Source organism: Salegentibacter sp. BDJ18 (assembly GCF_017579965.1).
GTDB lineage: Bacteria > Bacteroidota > Bacteroidia > Flavobacteriales > Flavobacteriaceae > Salegentibacter.
In genome coordinates this window covers 65,242-84,108 of record NZ_JAFLQX010000013.1, presented here as the reverse complement: position 1 = coordinate 84,108, position 18,867 = coordinate 65,242, and the positions used below count along the sequence as shown (strand labels likewise).

The window sequence follows — 18,867 nt, the reverse complement described above, 5'->3', positions numbered from 1 at the left end:
GTATGAAAATTTTAGGTCTAATCCCAGCGCGCGGTGGCAGCAAAGGTATTCCGGGTAAAAACATTAAACTTTTGGGCGGAAAGCCATTATTGCAGTACACTGTGGGATCGGCAAAAAACTCAAAACTCTTAAATAAAGTTATTCTAAGCTCAGACGACGAAGACATTTTTCAAATTGCCAGGCACCTTAAACTTGAAGTTCCTTTTAAGCGCCCAGAGCATTTAGCTGAAGATTCCAGTTCTAGCCTGGAAGTTGTTCAGCATGCCTTAAATTACTACCTGAAGAAAGGAATTAATTTTGATGCCGTCTGTTTATTACAATCCACTACTCCATTTAGGAAAGCCGGATTGATAGACGAATGTATACTAAATTTTAAAGATGGTAATTTCGATTCGTTGGTTTCGGTAAGGGAAGTGCCTGAACATTTTAATCCACATTGGATTTTTGAAGAGGATCATGGAAGCTTAAAAATCGCTACAGGGGAAGAAGAAATTATAAGTCGAAGACAGGATTTACCAAAAGCTTATCACAGGGACGGCGCGATTTATATCACTAAAACAGAAGTGCTTTTAAATGAAAACTCCCTTTTTGGTGAGAAGATAGGATTTGTGAATACTTCTGCTTCCCCTTATGTAAATATTGACACCCCTGAAGATTGGAGAAAAGCGGAAGAACTGTTGGATAATAAAAGTTGAAGGAGAGGTCTGTGAACTCAAAAATAAACTCGTCATCCTGAATTTATTTCAGGATCTAACTCAATTAGATTTACTATTATATTAGAAGCTGAAACAAGTTCAGCTTGACGAAATTAGACTTCAAAAAATAGCGAGCGAAGAGTGTTTAGAAAATAACAAAATACACAAAACAATGTGCGGAATCGCAGGAATTATTTCAGCAAAGCCTAATAATGAAAAGCTTCAGCAAATGCTGATACTTCAGCAGCATCGTGGCCCCGATCATACCGGAGAATATGTAGATCCCGGATATTGCGCCCTGGGACATAATCGCCTGTCCATCATTGACCTTTCTGCAAAAGCTAATCAGCCATTTACGGATAATTCCAGGCGTTATCATCTCACTTTTAATGGTGAAATCTATAATTATATAGAATTAAAACAGAAGTTAAAGGCCAACTATAGTTTCAAAACAGAATCTGATACCGAAGTTTTACTGGCCGCTTTTATTGTTTGGGGGAAATCCTGCCTAAATCAGCTCAATGGTATGTTTTCATTTGCTATTTGGGATAACAATGAGAAAAAACTATTTGCTGCACGCGATAGATTTGGCGTAAAACCATTCTTTTTCTCTGAAGAAGATGAAGCCTTCTATTTCAGCAGTGAGATTAAAGCGATAAAAAGTCTCATAAGGGCAAAATCTCCTAACGAAAAGGTATGGGCAAATTATTTCGTCTATGGTTCTTACGGAATGCCCGGGGAGACTTTTTACGAAAATATACAGCAGCTTCCCGGAGGGCATTTCTTAGAATATCACGAAGGAAATTTAAAGCTTAACAAGTGGTATAATTTTGAAAAAGGCCTGAAATCCTATTCTCATATTTTGCCTTTTGAGGAAGCAAAGAAATCATATTTCGAAATTTTATCTGATAGTATTTCCTTAAGGTTTAGAGCTGATGTGCCTATTGGTTTTAATATAAGTGGCGGCGTGGATAGCTCACTTTTATTAGCTTTGGTAAATCGTCTTCATGGTAACAAAAATATCCAGGCTTATACTTTTTTTACCGGCGACGAAAATTATGACGAACTACCTTGGGTAGAGAAAATGATTGATACTACCCAGAATCCACTAAAAAAGGTAAAGATTCAACCGACTGATGTTATTGAAAATGCACAATTTTTAAGCGACATTCAGGATGAGCCTTATGCCGGCTTACCCACTTTAGCTTACGCTACTTTATTCGAAGCAGCAAAAATAGACGGAATAAAAGTACTATTGGATGGCCAGGGAATGGACGAGCAATGGGCTGGTTATGATTACTACCAAACTTCCGGGCACTCTGCTACAATACAAGGAACCGGAAAAATAAATCCATTTCGAAGAAATGTGTTAAAAAAAGATTTTAGTGAGCTGGCGGAAAAACCAGTTTATCCTACCCCTTTTGACCAGGATTTACAAAATCTTCAATATCGAGATCTTTTTTATACAAAAATACCACGAGCACTAAGATTCAACGACCGGATTTCTATGGCTTATAGTACAGAATTGCGAGAACCTTTTTTGGATTACAGAATGGTAGAATTTGCTTTTTCGCAGCCTAAAGAGTACAAAATTTCGAATGGAGTTCAAAAATTTTTAATCAGGGAAATACTTAAAGAGATAGCTCCGAAAGATCTAAGCTATGCACCCAAACGACCTTTGCAGACACCACAAAGGGAATGGCTGGGCAACGAGCTAAAAGACTTTACAGAAGAAAATTTAGAAAAAATCAGATATTCCAAAGCCTCAGATTGGTTAAATTTTGAGGAAATGCAAAAGGAATGGAGGAATTATCAAGCCGGAGACAACCAGAGCAGTTTTCATATCTGGCAGTGGATTAATACAGGATTGTTGATCGGAGATTAGTAAGTAAATCTTAGTTCCCAATATGTAGAAAGAAGTACCTTCCGTAAAGATAAATGTCATTGTGAAAGATATATGAATGAAGCAATCTGTTCACTGAAAGAATTCAACATTCAAAGATTACTGCACTCCTACTTACTTTAAGACGTACCAAAATTTAGCGTCCTTGCGATGGAGGAACGACTGAAGCAATCTCTTCAAGCTTAAAACTCCTATCAAAAGATGATTACCACGCTCCTTCGTCTCTCGTAATGACGAGAAACAAGAACCAGGAATAAAGAGCAAAGACTAAATATTCGTGGATTCGTGGCAAAACTCAAAACCAACCCTATTCAAAATTCCGCATCGCTTTTTTCCACCAGCGTTTAAATTTTCGGGTGGGATCAGATTTTTCTACGTAGCCTTTGGAATAACGGTTATACCCGTAGCCGTAGCCATAGCCGTATCCATAACCGTAGCCGTAGCCATAACCGTATTTAGCACGATGTACAAAGTGGTTTAATACAAAACTGATGTTCTTGATTTCCCCTTTACCGTATTTCTCGTTAATAGACTCTAGCATTCCGCGCTTCGTATAATCCTGTCGCACCAGGTAGATTGTGGCATCGGCATGCTTCACCAGATTTAAAGCATCGGCAACCATCCCAATTGGTGGGGTATCCAGGATAATATAGTCGTATTTCTGTTTTAATTCCTCCATCAGCTTATCCATTTGCTCGTTGATAAGCAACTCTGATGGATTTGGAGGTACCGGCCCCGCGGTGATCACATCTAGATACGGAATTTTACTTTGCTGAATAATCTCATCACTACTTGCCTGGTCTATCAAATAATTCACTACTCCCAAATCATTATTTAGCTGAAAATCATCGAAAATCTTCGGCTTTCTTAAATCGACCCCAACCAGCACCGTTTTTCGTTCACTAAGGGCAAAAACCGTTGCGAGGTTCATCGCGCAGAAAGTTTTTCCTTCCCCCGAAACGGAAGAAGTAATTAGCAGTGTTTTAGAACCGGTGACGCCTTGTTTTTTATACATAAACTGCAAACTGGAACGCAGGCCCCTAAATCCTTCCGAAATTGATGATTTTGGATTATTAAAAACAACCAGGTTCGAATCGGTCTTACTTTTTCCAATCATTCCCAAAATAGGAATTGGCGATAATCTTGTTACTTCCTGCGCATTGTGAATATTTGTATTTAGAAAAACTAATAGAAAAACAAAGGTTAGCGGAATCACGCCTCCAACCAACACAGCCATCACATAATTAAGCTGGGTATTTGGCCCAATTTGCCCGCCACCGGTATCTTTAGCTGAATCGATTACCATCACATCGCTTACATTCGCAGCTTTAATTAGTCCGGCTTCGCTCCTTTTCTCAAGGAACATATTATAAGATTTTTCATTAAGGCTGTAACGACGTTGAATTTTAAGTAGATCCTGCTCTTCCTGCGGAAGTTTACTGATCTCAGATTCCAGTTGCGCGATTTGCCGGTTAATATCCTGTTGCTCCTCTCGCAATAGACCTCTTGAAGAACTGATATTCTCCAGCAAAATAGATTTAACCGAATTTATCTGTCGGTCTATATCGTCAAAAACCGGGGAGTTTTCTTTAAGGGAATACTGGTAATTACTTCTTTCTTCTGCCAGGGCAATAATTCGGGATACGCCGCTGGCAATACTTCCTTCTGATATTCCGGCTACAGAAGGCGCGGGAACATTAGAATAATCGTTTCGGGTTTCCAGGTAATTTCTTAAGGTTTCGTAATACGAAAGTTGGCGCCTGATGTCTTCTTTTCTAAGATCTAAAGTTGAAAGTCTATTAGAAAGCTGAGAACTTTCCGCAGAAATATCCATAATTGCATTTTCATTCCGGAATTGATTCAGCTCTGCTTCAACTAATTTTAATGCTTCAGATTGCACCGCGAGACTGGAATCAATAAAACGAATGGTTTTAGTTGCAAAAAGATTTTTCCGCGCCAGCATATTTTCACTAAGCACACGAACAGTTCCATTGAGATAATCTACAATTCTAGCTTTATTTCCACCGGTTTGATTCATTCTTAAAACCGAAGAACCCTGGGATTCGGGACTTACATTAACATTTCGGTACCTGCCAACAGCAGAATCAAAATTCATAAAACTCACGTAGAAAGGAGTTCCTGCCTGTAAAGGTTGCTCTACCCTAATAATGGATCCGCTAAAAAATGGAAGCCGAACCAGCTCCCCAGATTTATAATTTTTACTGAATTCTTTAGGTTCTACCTTCCTATAAGTTTTCTCTTTGGTTTTATAATTCTGAAGGCTCAAACTCGATGGCACATTCGCTTTTAAATTGTAAGTAGACGAGTCTAAAAATGTAATGGTCATCGTTACATTTAAGGCCTGTGACATCGTGGTATCGGCCACTACTTTAAAAGGGGCACTGCCATAAGCATCTATACGTTGATATTCACCTTCCTTTAAATATTGAGTATAAAATTGAAGTTCTTCTACCACCTCTTCGTTATGCGAGCGCGATCGCAAGATGGTCATTGCCGTATTCACCTTATCTGAAGTCCCGCCCCAGTTAAAAGTTAAACTGGTATTGCTGGTAAAAAATGGATTCTGATCGTCTTTTATAGAAATAGAATTTCCCAGGTTATACACCGGTAATTTCCTAACGTTATTATAGTAGGCTACTGCCAAACTAATCCCTACCGAAAGTAAAATAAGCTTCCAGTAACTTATAACTTTTAGTACAAAACCTTTAAAATCGAAGGTTGAGCCAGCATCTGATATGTGATCGTCTTCGTGCGCCATTTAAATCCTGCTAAATAATAAGATGGTTGTGGTTACAAAAGATAATATGGTAACTCCTGTTCTAAATATTTCCAAACCGGTGGTGCCCAATCCCAGCGCCTTTTGTGGTAATGCATTTACCAAAATAAGATCGTTGGGTTGTATATAATAATATTCACTTTGGGTTGCGTCAATATCGGTTAGATCTATTTTATGAACTTCTTCCCCGTATGGATATTGTCTTATAATCTTTACATTTTCCATATCGCCATATTCAGAAATTCCCCCGGCGTTAGCCACCGCCTCCATAATGGTCACTTTTTCTTTATAAATTACCTGGCTACCGGTTCCTATTTCTCCAAGGGTGGTATATCGTATTCCTGCCAGCTTTACCGTAACAAAAAGATTGGCTTCCTCTCTAAAATAATTTTCCAGCAATAAATTTTCTATTTTCTCTCTTATTTCCCTTTCGGTGTAGCCTAAAACGTTTACTTCTCCTAAAGTGGGCACACGAATATTGCCGTGCTCGTCTACCGTAAACCCATCAAAATAAACAGCTTCTTCCGTAGTGGCATTGGGATTTGCCTCTCCTACGGGATTAAACATTCCCACCAGTTCCTGGTCCAGGGCTTTCACCCGAATACTTAAAAGATCGCCGGTTTGGATGCGATATGGTTTTTTTAACTGCTGAATCTGAATAATACTATCCATTTCCCTGTCCTTACCCTGCAGGTAAGTTGTTTTTTTAGTAGAAATACAAGACGAGAAACTTAAAACTCCCGCCATTAAGATTAAAATGAGATAGTATCTTTTCAGCATATTTTGCTATTGATTCGGGATATCAAGATGATTTAAATCGACCAACGCCTATTTTCACAGCGAGCCAGCATCTTAATTTAGATAGTTTTAACAAATATAGTTTTTGTAGGCTAATAATAAAATTAAGTCGCAATTTTCCTTTTATTTTGCACAAAACTCAAGTCTGTGAATTATTTAAGTGTAGAGAATATTGCTAAAGCCTACGGGGAACGCGTGTTATTTGAAGATATTTCCTTTGGAATCAATGAAGGACAAAAAGTAGGATTTATAGCTAAAAACGGAACCGGAAAAACTTCGCTCCTGGATATCCTGGCCGGTTTCGATGCGCCAGATGCCGGTAAAGTGGTGTACAGGAAGGATATTACTACTGCCTTTCTTCCGCAGGAACCCAATTTAGATCCGAATTTAACGGTAGAGGAAACTATATTTTCTTCAGATAATGAAATTCTGAATATTATAAACCGCTACGAAAAAGCGCTTAAAAATCCTGATGATGCTGAAGCTTATCAAAAGGCTTTTGAAGAAATGGACGCTGCGCAAGCCTGGGATTTTGAAACCCAGTACAAACAAATTTTGTTCAAACTGAAACTGGACGATCTTTCTAAAGAAGTGAAATATCTATCAGGCGGACAAAAAAAGCGACTTGCCCTGACAGTAATGCTCCTGCAAAAACCAAACTTCATCATTATGGATGAGCCTACCAACCACCTAGATCTGGATATGATCGAGTGGCTGGAAGAATATTTTAAGAAGGAGAACTTTACCATTTTTATGGTTACTCACGACAGGTATTTCCTGGAACGGGTTTGCAACGAGATCGTTGAGCTTGATCACGGCAATCTTTACACCTATAAAGGGAACTACGGCTATTACCTTGATAAGAAAGATGCAAGGATGGCTCAGGAGGCCACTAATACTGAAAAAGCCAAACAGCTTTACAAAAAAGAACTGGAATGGATGCGTCGCCAACCTAAAGCGCGTACCACAAAATCTAAATCCAGGATAGACGATTTTCAGGATATTAAAGACCGCGCTCACAAACGCCGCCAGGATCACGAAGTGCAGCTGGAGTTGAATATGGAACGCCTGGGAAGCAAAATTGTGGAACTTCATAATATCGGCAAGTCTTTCCACGATAAACAACTGTTGGAGAATTTCAGCTATAATTTCAAGCGTGGAGAACGCATTGGTATTATTGGAAAAAACGGTACCGGAAAATCAACTTTCCTAAATATTCTAACCGGAGGAATTAAACCCGATACCGGCAAAGTTGTTATTGGGGAAACCATAAAATTCGGTTATTACACGCAGTCGGGAATTAATATTAAGCCCGGCCAGAAAGTTATTGAAGTGATTCGGGAGTTTGGCGATTATATTCCTTTGAAAAAGGGTCGGCAAATCTCGGCACAGCAACTTTTAGAACGCTTTTTATTCGACCGAAAAAAACAATACGATTTTGTTGAAAAACTTAGTGGTGGTGAGCGAAAACGACTTTACCTCTGTACAGTACTTATTCAAAATCCCAACTTCCTGATTCTCGATGAACCCACCAACGATCTTGATATCGTTACGCTAAACGTACTGGAAAGCTTTCTACTGGATTTCCCGGGTTGTTTGCTAGTGGTTTCCCACGACAGGTATTTTATGGATAAGATCGTTGACCATCTATTCGTGTTTCAGGGTAACGCCGAAGTTCAGGATTTTCCAGGAAACTATACCGATTATCGTGCATATGAAGATAGTGCTACTATAGAAGCCAGAGAAGAAACTTCAGAAAATGATAATAATAAGAAAGACTGGAAGAAGACAAGTTCGGGTACTAAACTGAATTATAACGAACAAAAAGAGTTTGGAAAACTGGAAAAAGAAATCGCAAAACTAGAGCAGAAAAAAGAGAAACTTCAGCAAAAATTCTTAGAAGATCTGGAGCCTGATGAAATTAAAGAAAACTCAATAAAACTGCAGGAAATAGATGACGCCATAGAAACCAAAACCGAACGCTGGTTTGAGCTTGGGGCGAAGGCGGAGTGATTCAGTTGTGAGTTGTGAGTTGTGAGTTGTGAGTTGTGAGTTGTGAGTTGTGAGTTAAAACTAATTTTTAAAATTCAAAATATGAAAAGTTATAGGGATTTAGACATCTACAATCTTTCTTTTGAATACGCACTGGAAGTTCACAAAGTTTCACTCAAACTTCCGAAATTTGAATTGTATGAGCAGGGTAGTCAGGTAAGAAGGTCCTCAAAAAGTATCAAAGACAATATTGTTGAAGGATATGGAAGAAGAGCTTATAAACAAGATTTTATAAAATTCCTGGTATACTCACACGCTTCACTTTTAGAATGTTTATCACAATTGGAGATGATCGATGAGTTATATAAAATTGAGGAAATAAAAGAATTAAGAAAAAAATATGACCTTTTGGGAGGAAAAATCTATTCGTTTATTCAATATGTAGAAAAGAATTGGAAAACTTAAAAAATGAAAACTGAGAACCCACAACCGAGAACTCATAACCGACAACAACAAGCTTGCCTTTAAAATCCTACATAAAATTCCTTCTAAAATCCCAAAATCAACACGGATTGCATTCGCCGTTTGTGTACGATTTGGTGACGAATTGTTTTTATGATAAAAGGAAATACAAAGAATATAAGCTGTTAAAGCAATACCGAAAGGATCTTCTAAAAAATAATACCACTATTCAGGTGACCGATTTCGGTGCCGGGAGCAGGGTGTTTACCTCTAATAAACGTACCGTTTCAGCGATTGCTAAAAATGTAGGGATTCCGAAGAAAAGAGCCAGGTTTTTATTTCGTTTGGTTAATTATTTAAGCTGTATAAATAATCTTGAATTAGGTACTTCCCTGGGAATAGGTGCTGCTGCTCTGGCTGCAAATAAAAAAAGTAACTTATTAAGTATTGAAGGTTGCCCCCAAACCGCCGAAGTAGCACGGAAACAACTGAAAAAATTCAATATTAAAAATGTAAAACTAACTGTTGGGGAGTTTGAAGAAATTCTTTCTAAAATCGTGACCCAACCTGAGGAAAAAAGTAAAACTTCCAAAGATTCTCAAGGACATCATCCAAAACACAATAAACACCAAACAAACCTCGCACCACAAACTTCTTTCGATCTTATCTATTTCGATGGCCATCACACCAAAGAAGCGACTTTAAAATATTTTAAGCAGTTACTTCCAACAGCTCATAACGATACCGTTTTTGTTTTTGATGATATTCACTGGTCTGCAGAGATGGAAGAAGCCTGGGGAGAAATTAAATGGCACCCTGAAGTAAGAGTAACTATTGACACATTTTTCCTCGGACTTGTATTTTTTAGAAAAGAGCAGGCAAAACAGCATTTTACAATAAGGTTGTAACAAAAAGGGCAAAGCAGCGTCCTATAAACACAAAATTATTTTGGCATGAGTAAAGTCATTGAAATTAGGCAAATTACCCGGGATTTCCCGCTTGGAAATGAAGTGGTAAAAGTTTTAAAAGGTATAGACCTGGATATTGATAGAGGTGAATATGTAGCCATTATGGGCCCCTCAGGGTCGGGAAAATCTACCTTAATGAACTTATTGGGTTGCCTGGATACGCCAACTTCCGGAACCTATATCCTTAATGGAAAAGATGCGAGCCAAATGGGTGACGATGAACTTGCCGAAATTAGAAACAAAGAGATCGGTTTTGTTTTTCAAACCTTCAACCTGCTTCCCAGGACTACCGCTCTAGAGAATGTTGCTTTACCAATGATCTATGCCGGCTACAATAAAGCCGACCGAAAAAAACGTGCAGAAGAGGTTTTAACCAACGTAGGACTTGGAGATAGAATGGACCATAAACCCAATCAACTTTCGGGTGGACAACGTCAAAGGGTAGCCGTAGGAAGGGCTTTGGTGAACAAACCATCTATAATTCTTGCCGATGAACCTACCGGAAACCTGGATTCAAAAACTTCATTAGAAATCATGAATCTTTTTGATGAAATTCACGCTGCGGGGAATACCGTAATTTTGGTTACTCACGAAGAGGAGGTTGCAGACCACGCCCACCGGGTAATTCGTCTTCGTGACGGGATAGTAGAAAGTGATGAGCGAAAAGAGGTTTTAAGCCAATAAGTGATCAACAAGATAATTTTCTCCCCAGAAATTCCTTAAATCAGGTTTTTATTCTGACTCAAAAAAGGTTTCATAAAAGCCAGACTTCTGCATTTTTTGGAAATCACCAAGGTGTTTTTTGAAATTACAATGGCGGCTGATTTCCACATCTGGAAGCTTCCAAGAAAGAGGATTATTCTTAACTTTGGAATCTAAATAATCATCAAAATGAAGCATAAATTTGGAATTTTATTGCTTGCACTTGCAAGCATTTTTATTTCCTGTAATGATCAGGAAAAAGAAGCGAATACTAACCAGGAACAAACTGAAACCACAAAGAATAGTTCTGTTAAGGTAGATGAATTCGCAGATATTAAGATTCTTAGGTACGAAATACCGGGATGGGAAAATCTGGACCTCAAGGAGCAAAAATTAGTTTATTATTTAACCCAGGCAGGCCTTGCCGGGCGAGATATTATTTGGGCTCAAAACTACAAACACAATCTAAAGATTAGAAAAGCTTTAGAGAATGTGTACGCCAATTACGAAGGCGACAAAGATTCTGAAGATTGGAAAGCTTTTGAAACTTACCTGAAACGAATTTGGTTTTCCAACGGTATTCATCATCATTATTCTAATAATAAGATCAAGCCTGATTTTGATAAAGAATACCTTGAAACATTATTATCAGAAACCAATACCGAACTTAGTGGAGAGCCTTTAGAAGTTATATTTAACGATAAGGACGCTAAAAAAGTAAACTTAGATGAAGCCGAAGGTTTACTTTCGGGATCTGCCACCAATTTTTACGGAGCGGATGTTACCGCTGCTGAAGTTGAAGAATTTTATGCAAATAAAAAATCACCTAATCCTGAGAAACCGCTTTCTTTCGGCCTCAATTCTAAACTTGTCAAAGAAAACGGCCAATTAAAGGAACAGGTTTACAAAGTTGATGGTCTATATGGCGATGCAATTTCCGAAATTATCAAATGGTTAGAAAAAGCTGAAGCGGTTGCCGAAAACGAAAAACAAGCTAATGCTTTAGGACTTCTCATAGAATATTATAAAACCGGTGATCTTGAAGTTTGGGACGATTATAATGTTGCCTGGGTGGAAGCCACAGAGGGAAATATTGATTATATCAACGGATTTATCGAAGTTTATAATGATCCATTAGGCTACCGCGGTTCTTATGAGAATATTGTGCAGATAAAAGATTTCGATATGTCTGAAAAAATGAAAGTTTTGGAAGATAATGTGCAATGGTTTGAAGACAACGCGCCTATCATGGATGATCACAAAAAAGAAGAAGTAGTTGGCGTAACCTACAAAACCGTGATTGTTGCAGGGGAAGCCGGAGATGCTTCACCGAGCACGCCCATTGGTGTAAATCTTCCTAATGCAAACTGGATAAGACAGGAACACGGAAGTAAATCGGTTTCTCTGGGTAATATTATTAACGCCTATAGCAAAGCTGGCGGAAGCGAAAAACTTAAAGAGTTCTCTCACGATGAGGAAGAGATTGAGTTAAGTGAGCAATACGGCGAACAGGCCGATAAATTACATACTGCACTTCACGAAGTAGTGGGCCACGCATCAGGTAAAATCAACCAGGGAGTTGGCCAGACCAAAGAAACCTTAAAAAGTTATGCCTCTACTATGGAAGAAGGTCGTGCTGATTTGGTGGGACTTTATTATCTAATGGATCCAAAATTAGAAGAATTAGGATTAACTGATGATCATACGAAGCTGGGAAAAGCGGCTTATAACGATTATATCAGGAATGGAATGCTGGGTCAATTAACCAGGATCGAGATGGGCGAAGACATTGAAGAATCTCATATGAGAAACAGGATGTGGGTAAGTTCCTGGGTTATTGAAAAAGGGAAAGAAGATGGAGTGATCGAAAAAGTTCAAAAAGACGGAAAAACTTATTACGACATTCAGGATTACGAGAAACTTCGAGAACTTTTTGGAGAGTTATTACGTGAAACTCAAAGAATTAAATCTGAAGGTGATTACGAAGCTGCCAAAAACCTTGTAGAAAATTATGGGGTAAAAGTAGATCAGGAAATTCACAAAGAAGTTTTAGAACGAAATGCAGTCTTTAAGTCAGCGCCTTACAGCGGTTTTGTAAATCCTGAGCTAGTAACCGAAACGGACGAAAATGGTGAAATTACGACTATTAAGGTAACTCAGCCGGAAAGCTTTGAAGGGCAAATGCTGGAGTATTCAAAAAAATATAACTTTTTAAAAGAAGACGCCGGAGCTGAGTAATTGAATTATCATAGAAATTATTAAGAAGCGAAAATTTCAATTTCCTTCTTCAATTTTTCTGTAAAATCTAAAGCCACGAAAACACATTGTATTCGTGGCTTTTTTATTAAAAAAATATTGAACAGCGTTTATTGGAAATAGCTGTTCTAAAAATTCCACTTATACTTTCTTTACAAACTTGGTTAAAATAACAATTTGCTGTCCTTCTACCTTTCCCTCAATTTGTTCTGCATTATCGTGAACTAGAGAAACCCGGCGCACAGCAGTTCCGCGTTTAGCGGTCAAACTACTGCCTTTTACATTTAAATCTTTAGTAAGCACCACGGTGTCACCGGCCTCGATTACTGCACCGTTGCTATCTTTATGAATAACATCAGCCGTAGTGTTTTCTTCGAAAACCAACTGGGATTGAGCAAAAGCTTTCAACTCATCTTCCATATACATCATATCCAGTAAATCCTGGGGCCAGCCTTCGGCTTTTAGTTTTGTCAGCATTTGAAAAGCCGTTACCTGAACAGCAGGAACCGTGCTCCACATAGAATCGTTTAAACAACGCCAGTGGTTTACCTCAACTTTATCAAAATCTTCCAGTTGCTCCGTGCAAACCTGGCAAGCCATAAAACTTCCATCGGTAGCTTCTCCCGGGAAATTCTCAAGGCTATAAACCTGTAAATTATCTGTAGCTCTGCAAAGTTCGCAGGTACTATCGCTACGCTCCCTTAATTCTTTTTCTAAATTCATACTTGATTTTTGAAGTCGCGAAGATAGGATATTATAAACCCGAGCTTATTTTTTTACCACGAAAATCCAGACAAACCTTTAAAAATCTCACTCTTTATTACTTTGTTCTTCAATATATTTCTCAACCCGTTCTTCCAAAATAGGCAATGTAACTACTCCCTGTTCTAAAATCACTTCGTGGAAATCACGAATATCAAAATCGGCGCCAAGGGTCTCTTCTGCTTTTTTTCGCAATTCTCTGATTTTAATCTCGCCAATTTTATAGGAAACAGCCTGGCCAGGCCAGGAAATATAGCGATCTACTTCAGTGTTGATATTATGCATAGAAAGTGCGGTATTCTTCTCGAAGTATGCTACCGCTTCTTCTCTGCTCCAACCCATCGCGTGAATTCCGGTATCGATTACCAATCGGCAGGCACGCCATTGCTCATAGGTAAGTTTTCCAAAAAGCTCATAAGGTGTAGTATAAATTCCCATATCTTCAGCTAGGAACTCAGAATACAAGCCCCAACCTTCTCCATAAGCCGATAAATACATATTTCTACGGAATTTTGGAATACTGTCGCCCAATTCGGCATTTAACGCATTTTGTAAATGATGTCCCGGCACCGCTTCATGGGCGGTTAAAGAAGGTAAAACATACAAGGGACGATTAGATAAATTATAAGTATTCACCCAATAATAGCCCGGCTGAGTTTCATTTGAGGCGCCAATATAACGCCCGGTGGTATATTTTGGAGCAATAGCATCAGGAACTTTCGCCACGCCGTAAGGTTTTCTAGGTAAGGTTTTAAAATAAGCGGGAAGTTTAGCATCAATACGCTTAGCAATATCCCGTGCTTCCATTAATAATTCTTCACCGGTTTTAGCATAAAATTGCTCATCGGTTCTTAAGAAATGAATGAATTCCTCGAAACTGCCCTCAAATTCGACTTCGGCAATTATTTTTTTCATTTCTGAATTAATCCGAGCTACTTCCTCTAGACCAATTTGATGAATTTCTTCTGCCGTTAAATCTAAAGTGGTATAGTAATCCAGCCTGTTTTGATAATATTCCCTTCCATTTGGAATTTCTGAAACTCCCAAACTTGTTCGGGTATTTGGTAGATATTCGGTTTCAAAAAATGTTTTAATTCTTTTAAACTGCGGAATTACATTATTCCCAATTGCCTCTTCTGCGGCTTTTAAAACAGAATCTTTTTGCACTTCAGAAAGCGTTTTTGGAAGATTTTCAAAAGGTTCATAGAAGTAGCTTTCTTTTGGATCTTCTAAAATCTGGTCGTTATACGTAGATTCGTATCCTTCAAAAATTATTCTGGGCTGAGTATTTCCTTTTTGCAATCCTTCGCGTAATAAAACTAAATGCTGATCTACATAAGTGGGAATCGCATTTAACTTATTCAAATATTCTTTTACCTGATTATAATTATTTAAATCTCTAACCTGATATGCAAGGCTTAAATGAAACCCCGAATCTGATAGCAACGGATTTAAATAAGCTTCGTATTTATAGCGATCTACAGTTTCCTGAAGCTTGAATTTCAGCATTTCCAGCGAAATCTGTTCGGTTTCGCTTAAAGAATCGGTCTTTATATCCTGGAGTTGCTCCAACTGTTTTTCAGCAAATTCTGACTCTTCTTTGTAATATTTCTCGGTATATAATCCCAAGGGAAATTCTTCGCGATCGTAGGCTTTATGATCATCAATTTCCTGAATAATGGTTTTTAAATTTTCTGAAGCTTCCTGCGCAGTTAGGACAGAAATACATAAAAAAGCGAGGGTGAGAGTAAATATTTGTTTCATAGAAAAATTGAAGTTTTGATAAAGATAAGGTTTCTTAAGAAGTTTGTATGGAATTTGGTATGCAACGAATACACGAATATTTTAGTCAATAGTCTGTAGTTGTTAGGCCTTTGATATAATGAAACTAGCGTCTAAATACTAAAGTCTACCGATTAAGTCGAGAGATTGCTTCAGTCATTCTTCCTTCGCAATGACACCAATTTTGATAGAATAGGTATTTTCTTCCACGCATTATGAATCTCCTATATTATCTTATAATATTCGATCATCATTCCTACTAGTCATTACGAGCGATGAAATAGCGTGGTAATCTCTTATTTAGAAGTTTTCCCAAGATTTGAAAAGATTGCCTCAGTCATTCCTCCTTCGCAATGACGTGTGTGCCTCATTTTGTAATAACGCGAATATTTTACTGAAACAATTGTGAAGTATTGATCTTGCATAATTTAATTTCCCAAAATCCTATTCCCCAGCTGCGATAATAATTCCTTAGCATCTCTGCGTGTCTTTTCGGTTTCTATGGCTTTGATTTCGCCATTTTCTTCGATCAGTTTATAGCTAAAAGCAAAGTCGGCATCTGCCCTGGCTATCGGACTTAAAGTTCCAAAACGAAGATCATTAAAATAAATTTCTCCGTCTCTTTCTGAAATCGTATACCAACCTTCTGAAATATCGATTAGCCGCTTTACATTTCGCTTTTCGATCCAGTCGCCAAGCAATTGATGATTTTTAGGATGTTCCACAAACTCTATTGGTTTGGTATCAAAAATTGAATAGTTTCCAATTAAATATGCATCATCAACCTCCACATTTGCCGACCATAAAACAGCATTTAGCGGGGCCGGCTTCGTTTCAATTTTATAATAGGCAATATCCTGGTTTTCCAAAGCTTCAGTAAACTTATCAAACGTGTAAAGTTTTAAGGCCGGGGTAATAACCAACAAATAAATACTACTTATTAAGAGCCCAAGGTTATTTAATTTTCTCCTTTTTTTAGTTCCTTTTGCTTGTCGCATCGCCAGAATTAAGAACACCAAAAATGGCAGCGTGTATAAAGGATCTATCACAAAAATATTCTTATACGCCAAACGGACTTCTAAAGGCCAAAATAACTGTGTTCCCCAGGTTGTATGAGAATCCAACAGCGGATGCGTGAAAAAGCCCCAAAACATCAACCAGGACCAGTTTTGCCAGGTTGCAATAGATTTCTTTTCAATCTTTGAAATGAGCCAACCAAAAATGGGCGCAAAAAGTATGGAAAATACGATGGAGTGTGTAAAGCCACGATGAATTTCAATAGCGGTAATAGTATCGGTAAAAGCGCTGGCAAAAGTATCCAGGTCGGGAATTGTGCCCGCAATGGCCCCATAAAGCATCGCTTTATTCCCCACTTTTTTACCGAGAACTGCTTCGCCAACCGCTGCGCCTAAGACTATTTGTGTTAGTGAATCCATTTATATTTTTATTTCCTGTAGCTTCTTATTTTAAACAAATTAGACCCTGAAATAAATTCAGGGTGACGATGCTGTTAATCATCAACAATCTCCATTTTTCTTAGAAGGAATGAGGCATTCATATTCTGGCAAATTCCATCTTTGAATTTATAATCAAAATGTAACTCATCGTTGATAATTTCAGCATCAAAATAATGGTTTTTCACCTGGTCTAATTCTGAAGTAATTTCGCATAAACTCAAATCGTGGGTAGCAATGATTCCTGTTGAATTAGAGTTTACCAGCTTCCTAATAAACTTTTTAGAACCTATAGCTTTATCGCTACTATTGGTTCCTTTTAAAATTTCATCAAGAATAATAAAATACCGGTCGTTTTTAATTTCGTCTACTATAAATTTTAAGCGCTTTAACTCTGAAAAGAAATAAGATTCATCATCACTTAGAGAATCGCTAGTGCGCATACTGGTAATGAGTTTAATCGGCGAATACTTACAAGCTTCAGCACAAACCGGAAGCCCAATATTGCTCATTAAGATTTGAAGTGAAACCGTTCGTAAAAACGTACTTTTCCCCGCCATATTCGCTCCTGTAATAATAAAGAATTCTTCATCTCCTATCGCAAAATCATTAGCAACCCTCTTTTTAGGATCTAAAAGCGGATGCGCCAATTTGCTTGCTAAAATTCCTCTTTTTTCGTTTATAATTTCAGGAAAAACATAGTCTGGATGATTAAACACAAAATTCCCCAGGGAATTATAAGCATCGGTAAATTCAATGACCTCAAACCATTTTTCAACATTTTGGCGGTATGCTGAAATCCATTTTTCTAGTTTATAACTCTGGCGAAGATCCCAAAGCAAAAAACCGTTGCCAAAAATGCCAAAAAGCATATTATTTCGCTGATCCAGGTCATCAATTGCTTTAGAAAATTCTTTAAAAATGGCAGAAGCCTTTTTCTTTTCTGAATGAATTAGTGCCTGGTTCTTTTTTAATATTTCTGATGAAAAATTTTCCTGCTCCAGGAGCCCAAGCAGAAAATGATATTGATGAAAAGTATCCTGAACTTTACTTACGCTACCCGAAAGTAAATTGATTTTCTTCAGGTAAATTCCTGTAAAAAGTAAGCCGGCTAGAAACCACAGAAAAAGATGAATTCCCTTTAAATAATCAAAAGAATAACCCGCGATCACTAGAATGGAAATCACCGAAAAAACAGTGGGCAACCATTTCATATAATTCGGAACAAAATTCTTATAATTTTTAAACCATTTAATGACGGTTTTTGATGGGGTCTCAGTTTTTACCAATCTGGCTAAGGCCGAAAATTCCTGTCTCCATTCAGCTTTCGTTGCCAGTTCTTTAACGGCTTCCTGTTTCTGCGAAATATCTTCTATGCTATTTTCAGTAAAAATACCGGCCAGTTTTTTAGTACCTTCATAAAGCGCGGTTCGGTTGGAATACTGGAAAAACGAGCCTCTCCCAAATAAGTCGATATCCTGGCTGTAAGGATGTACGGGATTTTCAAATTCACTGCCTTCGGGTAAATCCTGAAAATTCCGGGTTTTTAAAATATCAATTTCCAGCTCGTTTAGCTTGATGATTTCCTTTTGCTTATCACTCCTATCTTTAAGATTGCTGTGCCTGGAAACCAGGAATAAAAAAAGTGCAATTCCACCAATAATTACCGGAACGATCACATTCATATTTCCGAAGAAATAATAGATCGTAAAACATATTGCTAGAAAAATGAAAAGCCTGATTAAACTGGATACCAGCAATTTTTTGGAGATCTTGCTTAATTCCTGCTGGTGTATTTCTTTTTGCTTTGAATAAAATTCTAATGGGTTATTCATCTAAATCTTTAAGTTCTTGTTGTTGCTTTTTGGTTAATCCCGCTTCTACCAAATTGTAAGAATCGTCTACTAATTGAAAAATAAAATCGGGTTTTAAATGACCATCCAGGATCACTGTGTTCCAATGTTGTTTGTTCATATGGTAACCGGGTAAAATATTATTCTCGTATTCTTCCCGTAATCTTATCGCTTCTTCTGGATCACATTTCAAATTTACACTAAGCGGAATTGTATCAAGCCCAGCCAAAGCAAACATCTTGCCCATAACTTTAAAAACCAGGGTATCTGGACCAAAAGGTAAGCCTTCTGTCACGCCTTTTTTGCTGATGCAATAATTTCTAAGGGTTTCGATGTCCATATGCAATATTGTCATTTCCGTCCCTCTTAAAATCGGGATAAATTCCGGTGGAAATCTATTTAATAATAAATATGCTAGATCCTGACTTCTCGACTACGCTCGA

General features: G+C 37.8%; 15 protein-coding genes. 7 read left to right on the top strand and 8 right to left on the bottom strand.

The features are described 5' to 3' along the window. Positions 1-2 precede the first annotated feature (2 nt). Both J0871_RS07545 and asnB read left to right on the top strand, forming a co-directional pair. Positions 3-695, top strand: coding sequence for an acylneuraminate cytidylyltransferase family protein (locus J0871_RS07545; protein WP_208224605.1), 693 nt, complete (start codon positions 3-5; stop codon positions 693-695). Positions 696-867: 172 nt separating this feature from the next. After that, complete coding sequence (gene asnB / locus J0871_RS07540) at positions 868-2,580, top strand: asparagine synthase (glutamine-hydrolyzing) (RefSeq protein WP_208224603.1); 1,713 nt, start codon at positions 868-870, stop codon at positions 2,578-2,580. A 325-nt stretch (positions 2,581-2,905) separates the two neighbouring features. Here the strand turns inward: asnB and J0871_RS07535 are convergent, their stop codons facing one another. Continuing rightward, positions 2,906-5,377 carry a tyrosine-protein kinase gene (locus tag J0871_RS07535; RefSeq protein ID WP_208224601.1) on the bottom strand — a complete coding sequence of 824 codons (2,472 nt, stop codon included), beginning with the start codon at positions 5,375-5,377 and terminating at the stop codon, positions 2,906-2,908. Continuing rightward, entirely contained in the window at positions 5,378-6,175 is a 798-nt protein-coding gene (locus J0871_RS07530; RefSeq protein WP_243870428.1) for a polysaccharide biosynthesis/export family protein, read from the bottom strand. Between the two features lie 165 nt (positions 6,176-6,340). Here J0871_RS07530 and J0871_RS07525 point away from each other — a divergent pair, with 165 nt between their 5' ends. The 4 genes from J0871_RS07525 (at position 6,341) to J0871_RS07510 (ending at position 10,299) form a co-directional block, all read left to right on the top strand. After that, entirely contained in the window at positions 6,341-8,206 is a 1,866-nt protein-coding gene (locus J0871_RS07525; RefSeq protein WP_208224600.1) for an ABC-F family ATP-binding cassette domain-containing protein, read from the top strand. 81 nt (positions 8,207-8,287) lie between these two features. Beyond that, entirely contained in the window at positions 8,288-8,650 is a 363-nt protein-coding gene (locus J0871_RS07520; protein ID WP_208224598.1) for a four helix bundle protein, read from the top strand. Positions 8,651-8,757: 107 nt separating this feature from the next. Next, positions 8,758-9,555, top strand: coding sequence for a class I SAM-dependent methyltransferase (locus J0871_RS07515; RefSeq protein ID WP_243870427.1), 798 nt, complete (start codon positions 8,758-8,760; stop codon positions 9,553-9,555). A 45-nt stretch (positions 9,556-9,600) separates the two neighbouring features. Then, positions 9,601-10,299, top strand: coding sequence for an ABC transporter ATP-binding protein (locus J0871_RS07510; RefSeq protein WP_093303858.1), 699 nt, complete (start codon positions 9,601-9,603; stop codon positions 10,297-10,299). A 48-nt stretch (positions 10,300-10,347) separates the two neighbouring features. Here J0871_RS07510 and J0871_RS07505 read toward each other — a convergent pair whose 3' ends face one another. After that, positions 10,348-10,515 (bottom strand): hypothetical protein, encoded by a 168-nt coding sequence (locus tag J0871_RS07505; RefSeq protein ID WP_208224593.1) that lies wholly within the window; start codon positions 10,513-10,515, stop codon positions 10,348-10,350. Here J0871_RS07505 and J0871_RS07500 point away from each other — a divergent pair. Further along, positions 10,507-12,555 (top strand): dihydrofolate reductase, encoded by a 2,049-nt coding sequence (locus J0871_RS07500; RefSeq protein ID WP_208224592.1) that lies wholly within the window; start codon positions 10,507-10,509, stop codon positions 12,553-12,555. The genes J0871_RS07505 and J0871_RS07500 overlap by 9 nt on opposite strands. Before the next feature lie 159 nt (positions 12,556-12,714). Here the strand turns inward: J0871_RS07500 and J0871_RS07495 are convergent, their stop codons facing one another. The 5 genes from J0871_RS07495 to J0871_RS07475 form a co-directional block, all read right to left on the bottom strand. Further along, positions 12,715-13,296: an alkylphosphonate utilization protein gene (locus tag J0871_RS07495; RefSeq protein WP_208224590.1), complete on the bottom strand. Its 582-nt coding sequence runs from the start codon at positions 13,294-13,296 to the stop codon at positions 12,715-12,717. 87 nt (positions 13,297-13,383) lie between these two features. Continuing rightward, a complete protein-coding gene (locus J0871_RS07490; protein WP_208224587.1) occupies positions 13,384-15,099 on the bottom strand; it encodes a DUF885 domain-containing protein in 1,716 nt (571 codons plus the stop codon). 446 nt (positions 15,100-15,545) lie between these two features. Beyond that, positions 15,546-16,553 carry a metal-dependent hydrolase gene (locus J0871_RS07485; RefSeq protein ID WP_208224585.1) on the bottom strand — a complete coding sequence of 336 codons (1,008 nt, stop codon included), beginning with the start codon at positions 16,551-16,553 and terminating at the stop codon, positions 15,546-15,548. A gap of 74 nt (positions 16,554-16,627) precedes the next feature. Beyond that, entirely contained in the window at positions 16,628-18,406 is a 1,779-nt protein-coding gene (locus tag J0871_RS07480) for a DNA mismatch repair protein MutS (RefSeq protein WP_208224583.1), read from the bottom strand. Further along, entirely contained in the window at positions 18,399-18,764 is a 366-nt protein-coding gene (locus J0871_RS07475) for an MmcQ/YjbR family DNA-binding protein (RefSeq protein ID WP_208224817.1), read from the bottom strand. Before J0871_RS07475 ends, J0871_RS07480 begins: the two co-directional genes overlap by 8 nt. Positions 18,765-18,867 lie beyond the last annotated feature (103 nt).

Coding starts and splice junctions, on each gene's coding strand:
- J0871_RS07510 (WP_093303858.1), top strand. CDS start 9,601: ATGAGTAAAGTCATTGAAATTAGGCAAATTACCCGGGATTTCCCGCTT.
- J0871_RS07545 (WP_208224605.1), top strand. CDS start 3: ATGAAAATTTTAGGTCTAATCCCAGCGCGCGGTGGCAGCAAAGGTATT.
- J0871_RS07535 (WP_208224601.1), bottom strand. CDS start 5,377: ATGGCGCACGAAGACGATCACATATCAGATGCTGGCTCAACCTTCGAT.
- J0871_RS07500 (WP_208224592.1), top strand. CDS start 10,507: ATGAAGCATAAATTTGGAATTTTATTGCTTGCACTTGCAAGCATTTTT.
- J0871_RS07495 (WP_208224590.1), bottom strand. CDS start 13,296: ATGAATTTAGAAAAAGAATTAAGGGAGCGTAGCGATAGTACCTGCGAA.
- J0871_RS07485 (WP_208224585.1), bottom strand. CDS start 16,553: ATGGATTCACTAACACAAATAGTCTTAGGCGCAGCGGTTGGCGAAGCA.
- J0871_RS07475 (WP_208224817.1), bottom strand. CDS start 18,764: ATGGACATCGAAACCCTTAGAAATTATTGCATCAGCAAAAAAGGCGTG.
- J0871_RS07505 (WP_208224593.1), bottom strand. CDS start 10,515: ATGCTTCATTTTGATGATTATTTAGATTCCAAAGTTAAGAATAATCCT.
- J0871_RS07520 (WP_208224598.1), top strand. CDS start 8,288: ATGAAAAGTTATAGGGATTTAGACATCTACAATCTTTCTTTTGAATAC.
- asnB (WP_208224603.1), top strand. CDS start 868: ATGTGCGGAATCGCAGGAATTATTTCAGCAAAGCCTAATAATGAAAAG.
- J0871_RS07530 (WP_243870428.1), bottom strand. CDS start 6,175: ATGCTGAAAAGATACTATCTCATTTTAATCTTAATGGCGGGAGTTTTA.
- J0871_RS07480 (WP_208224583.1), bottom strand. CDS start 18,406: ATGAATAACCCATTAGAATTTTATTCAAAGCAAAAAGAAATACACCAG.
- J0871_RS07490 (WP_208224587.1), bottom strand. CDS start 15,099: ATGAAACAAATATTTACTCTCACCCTCGCTTTTTTATGTATTTCTGTC.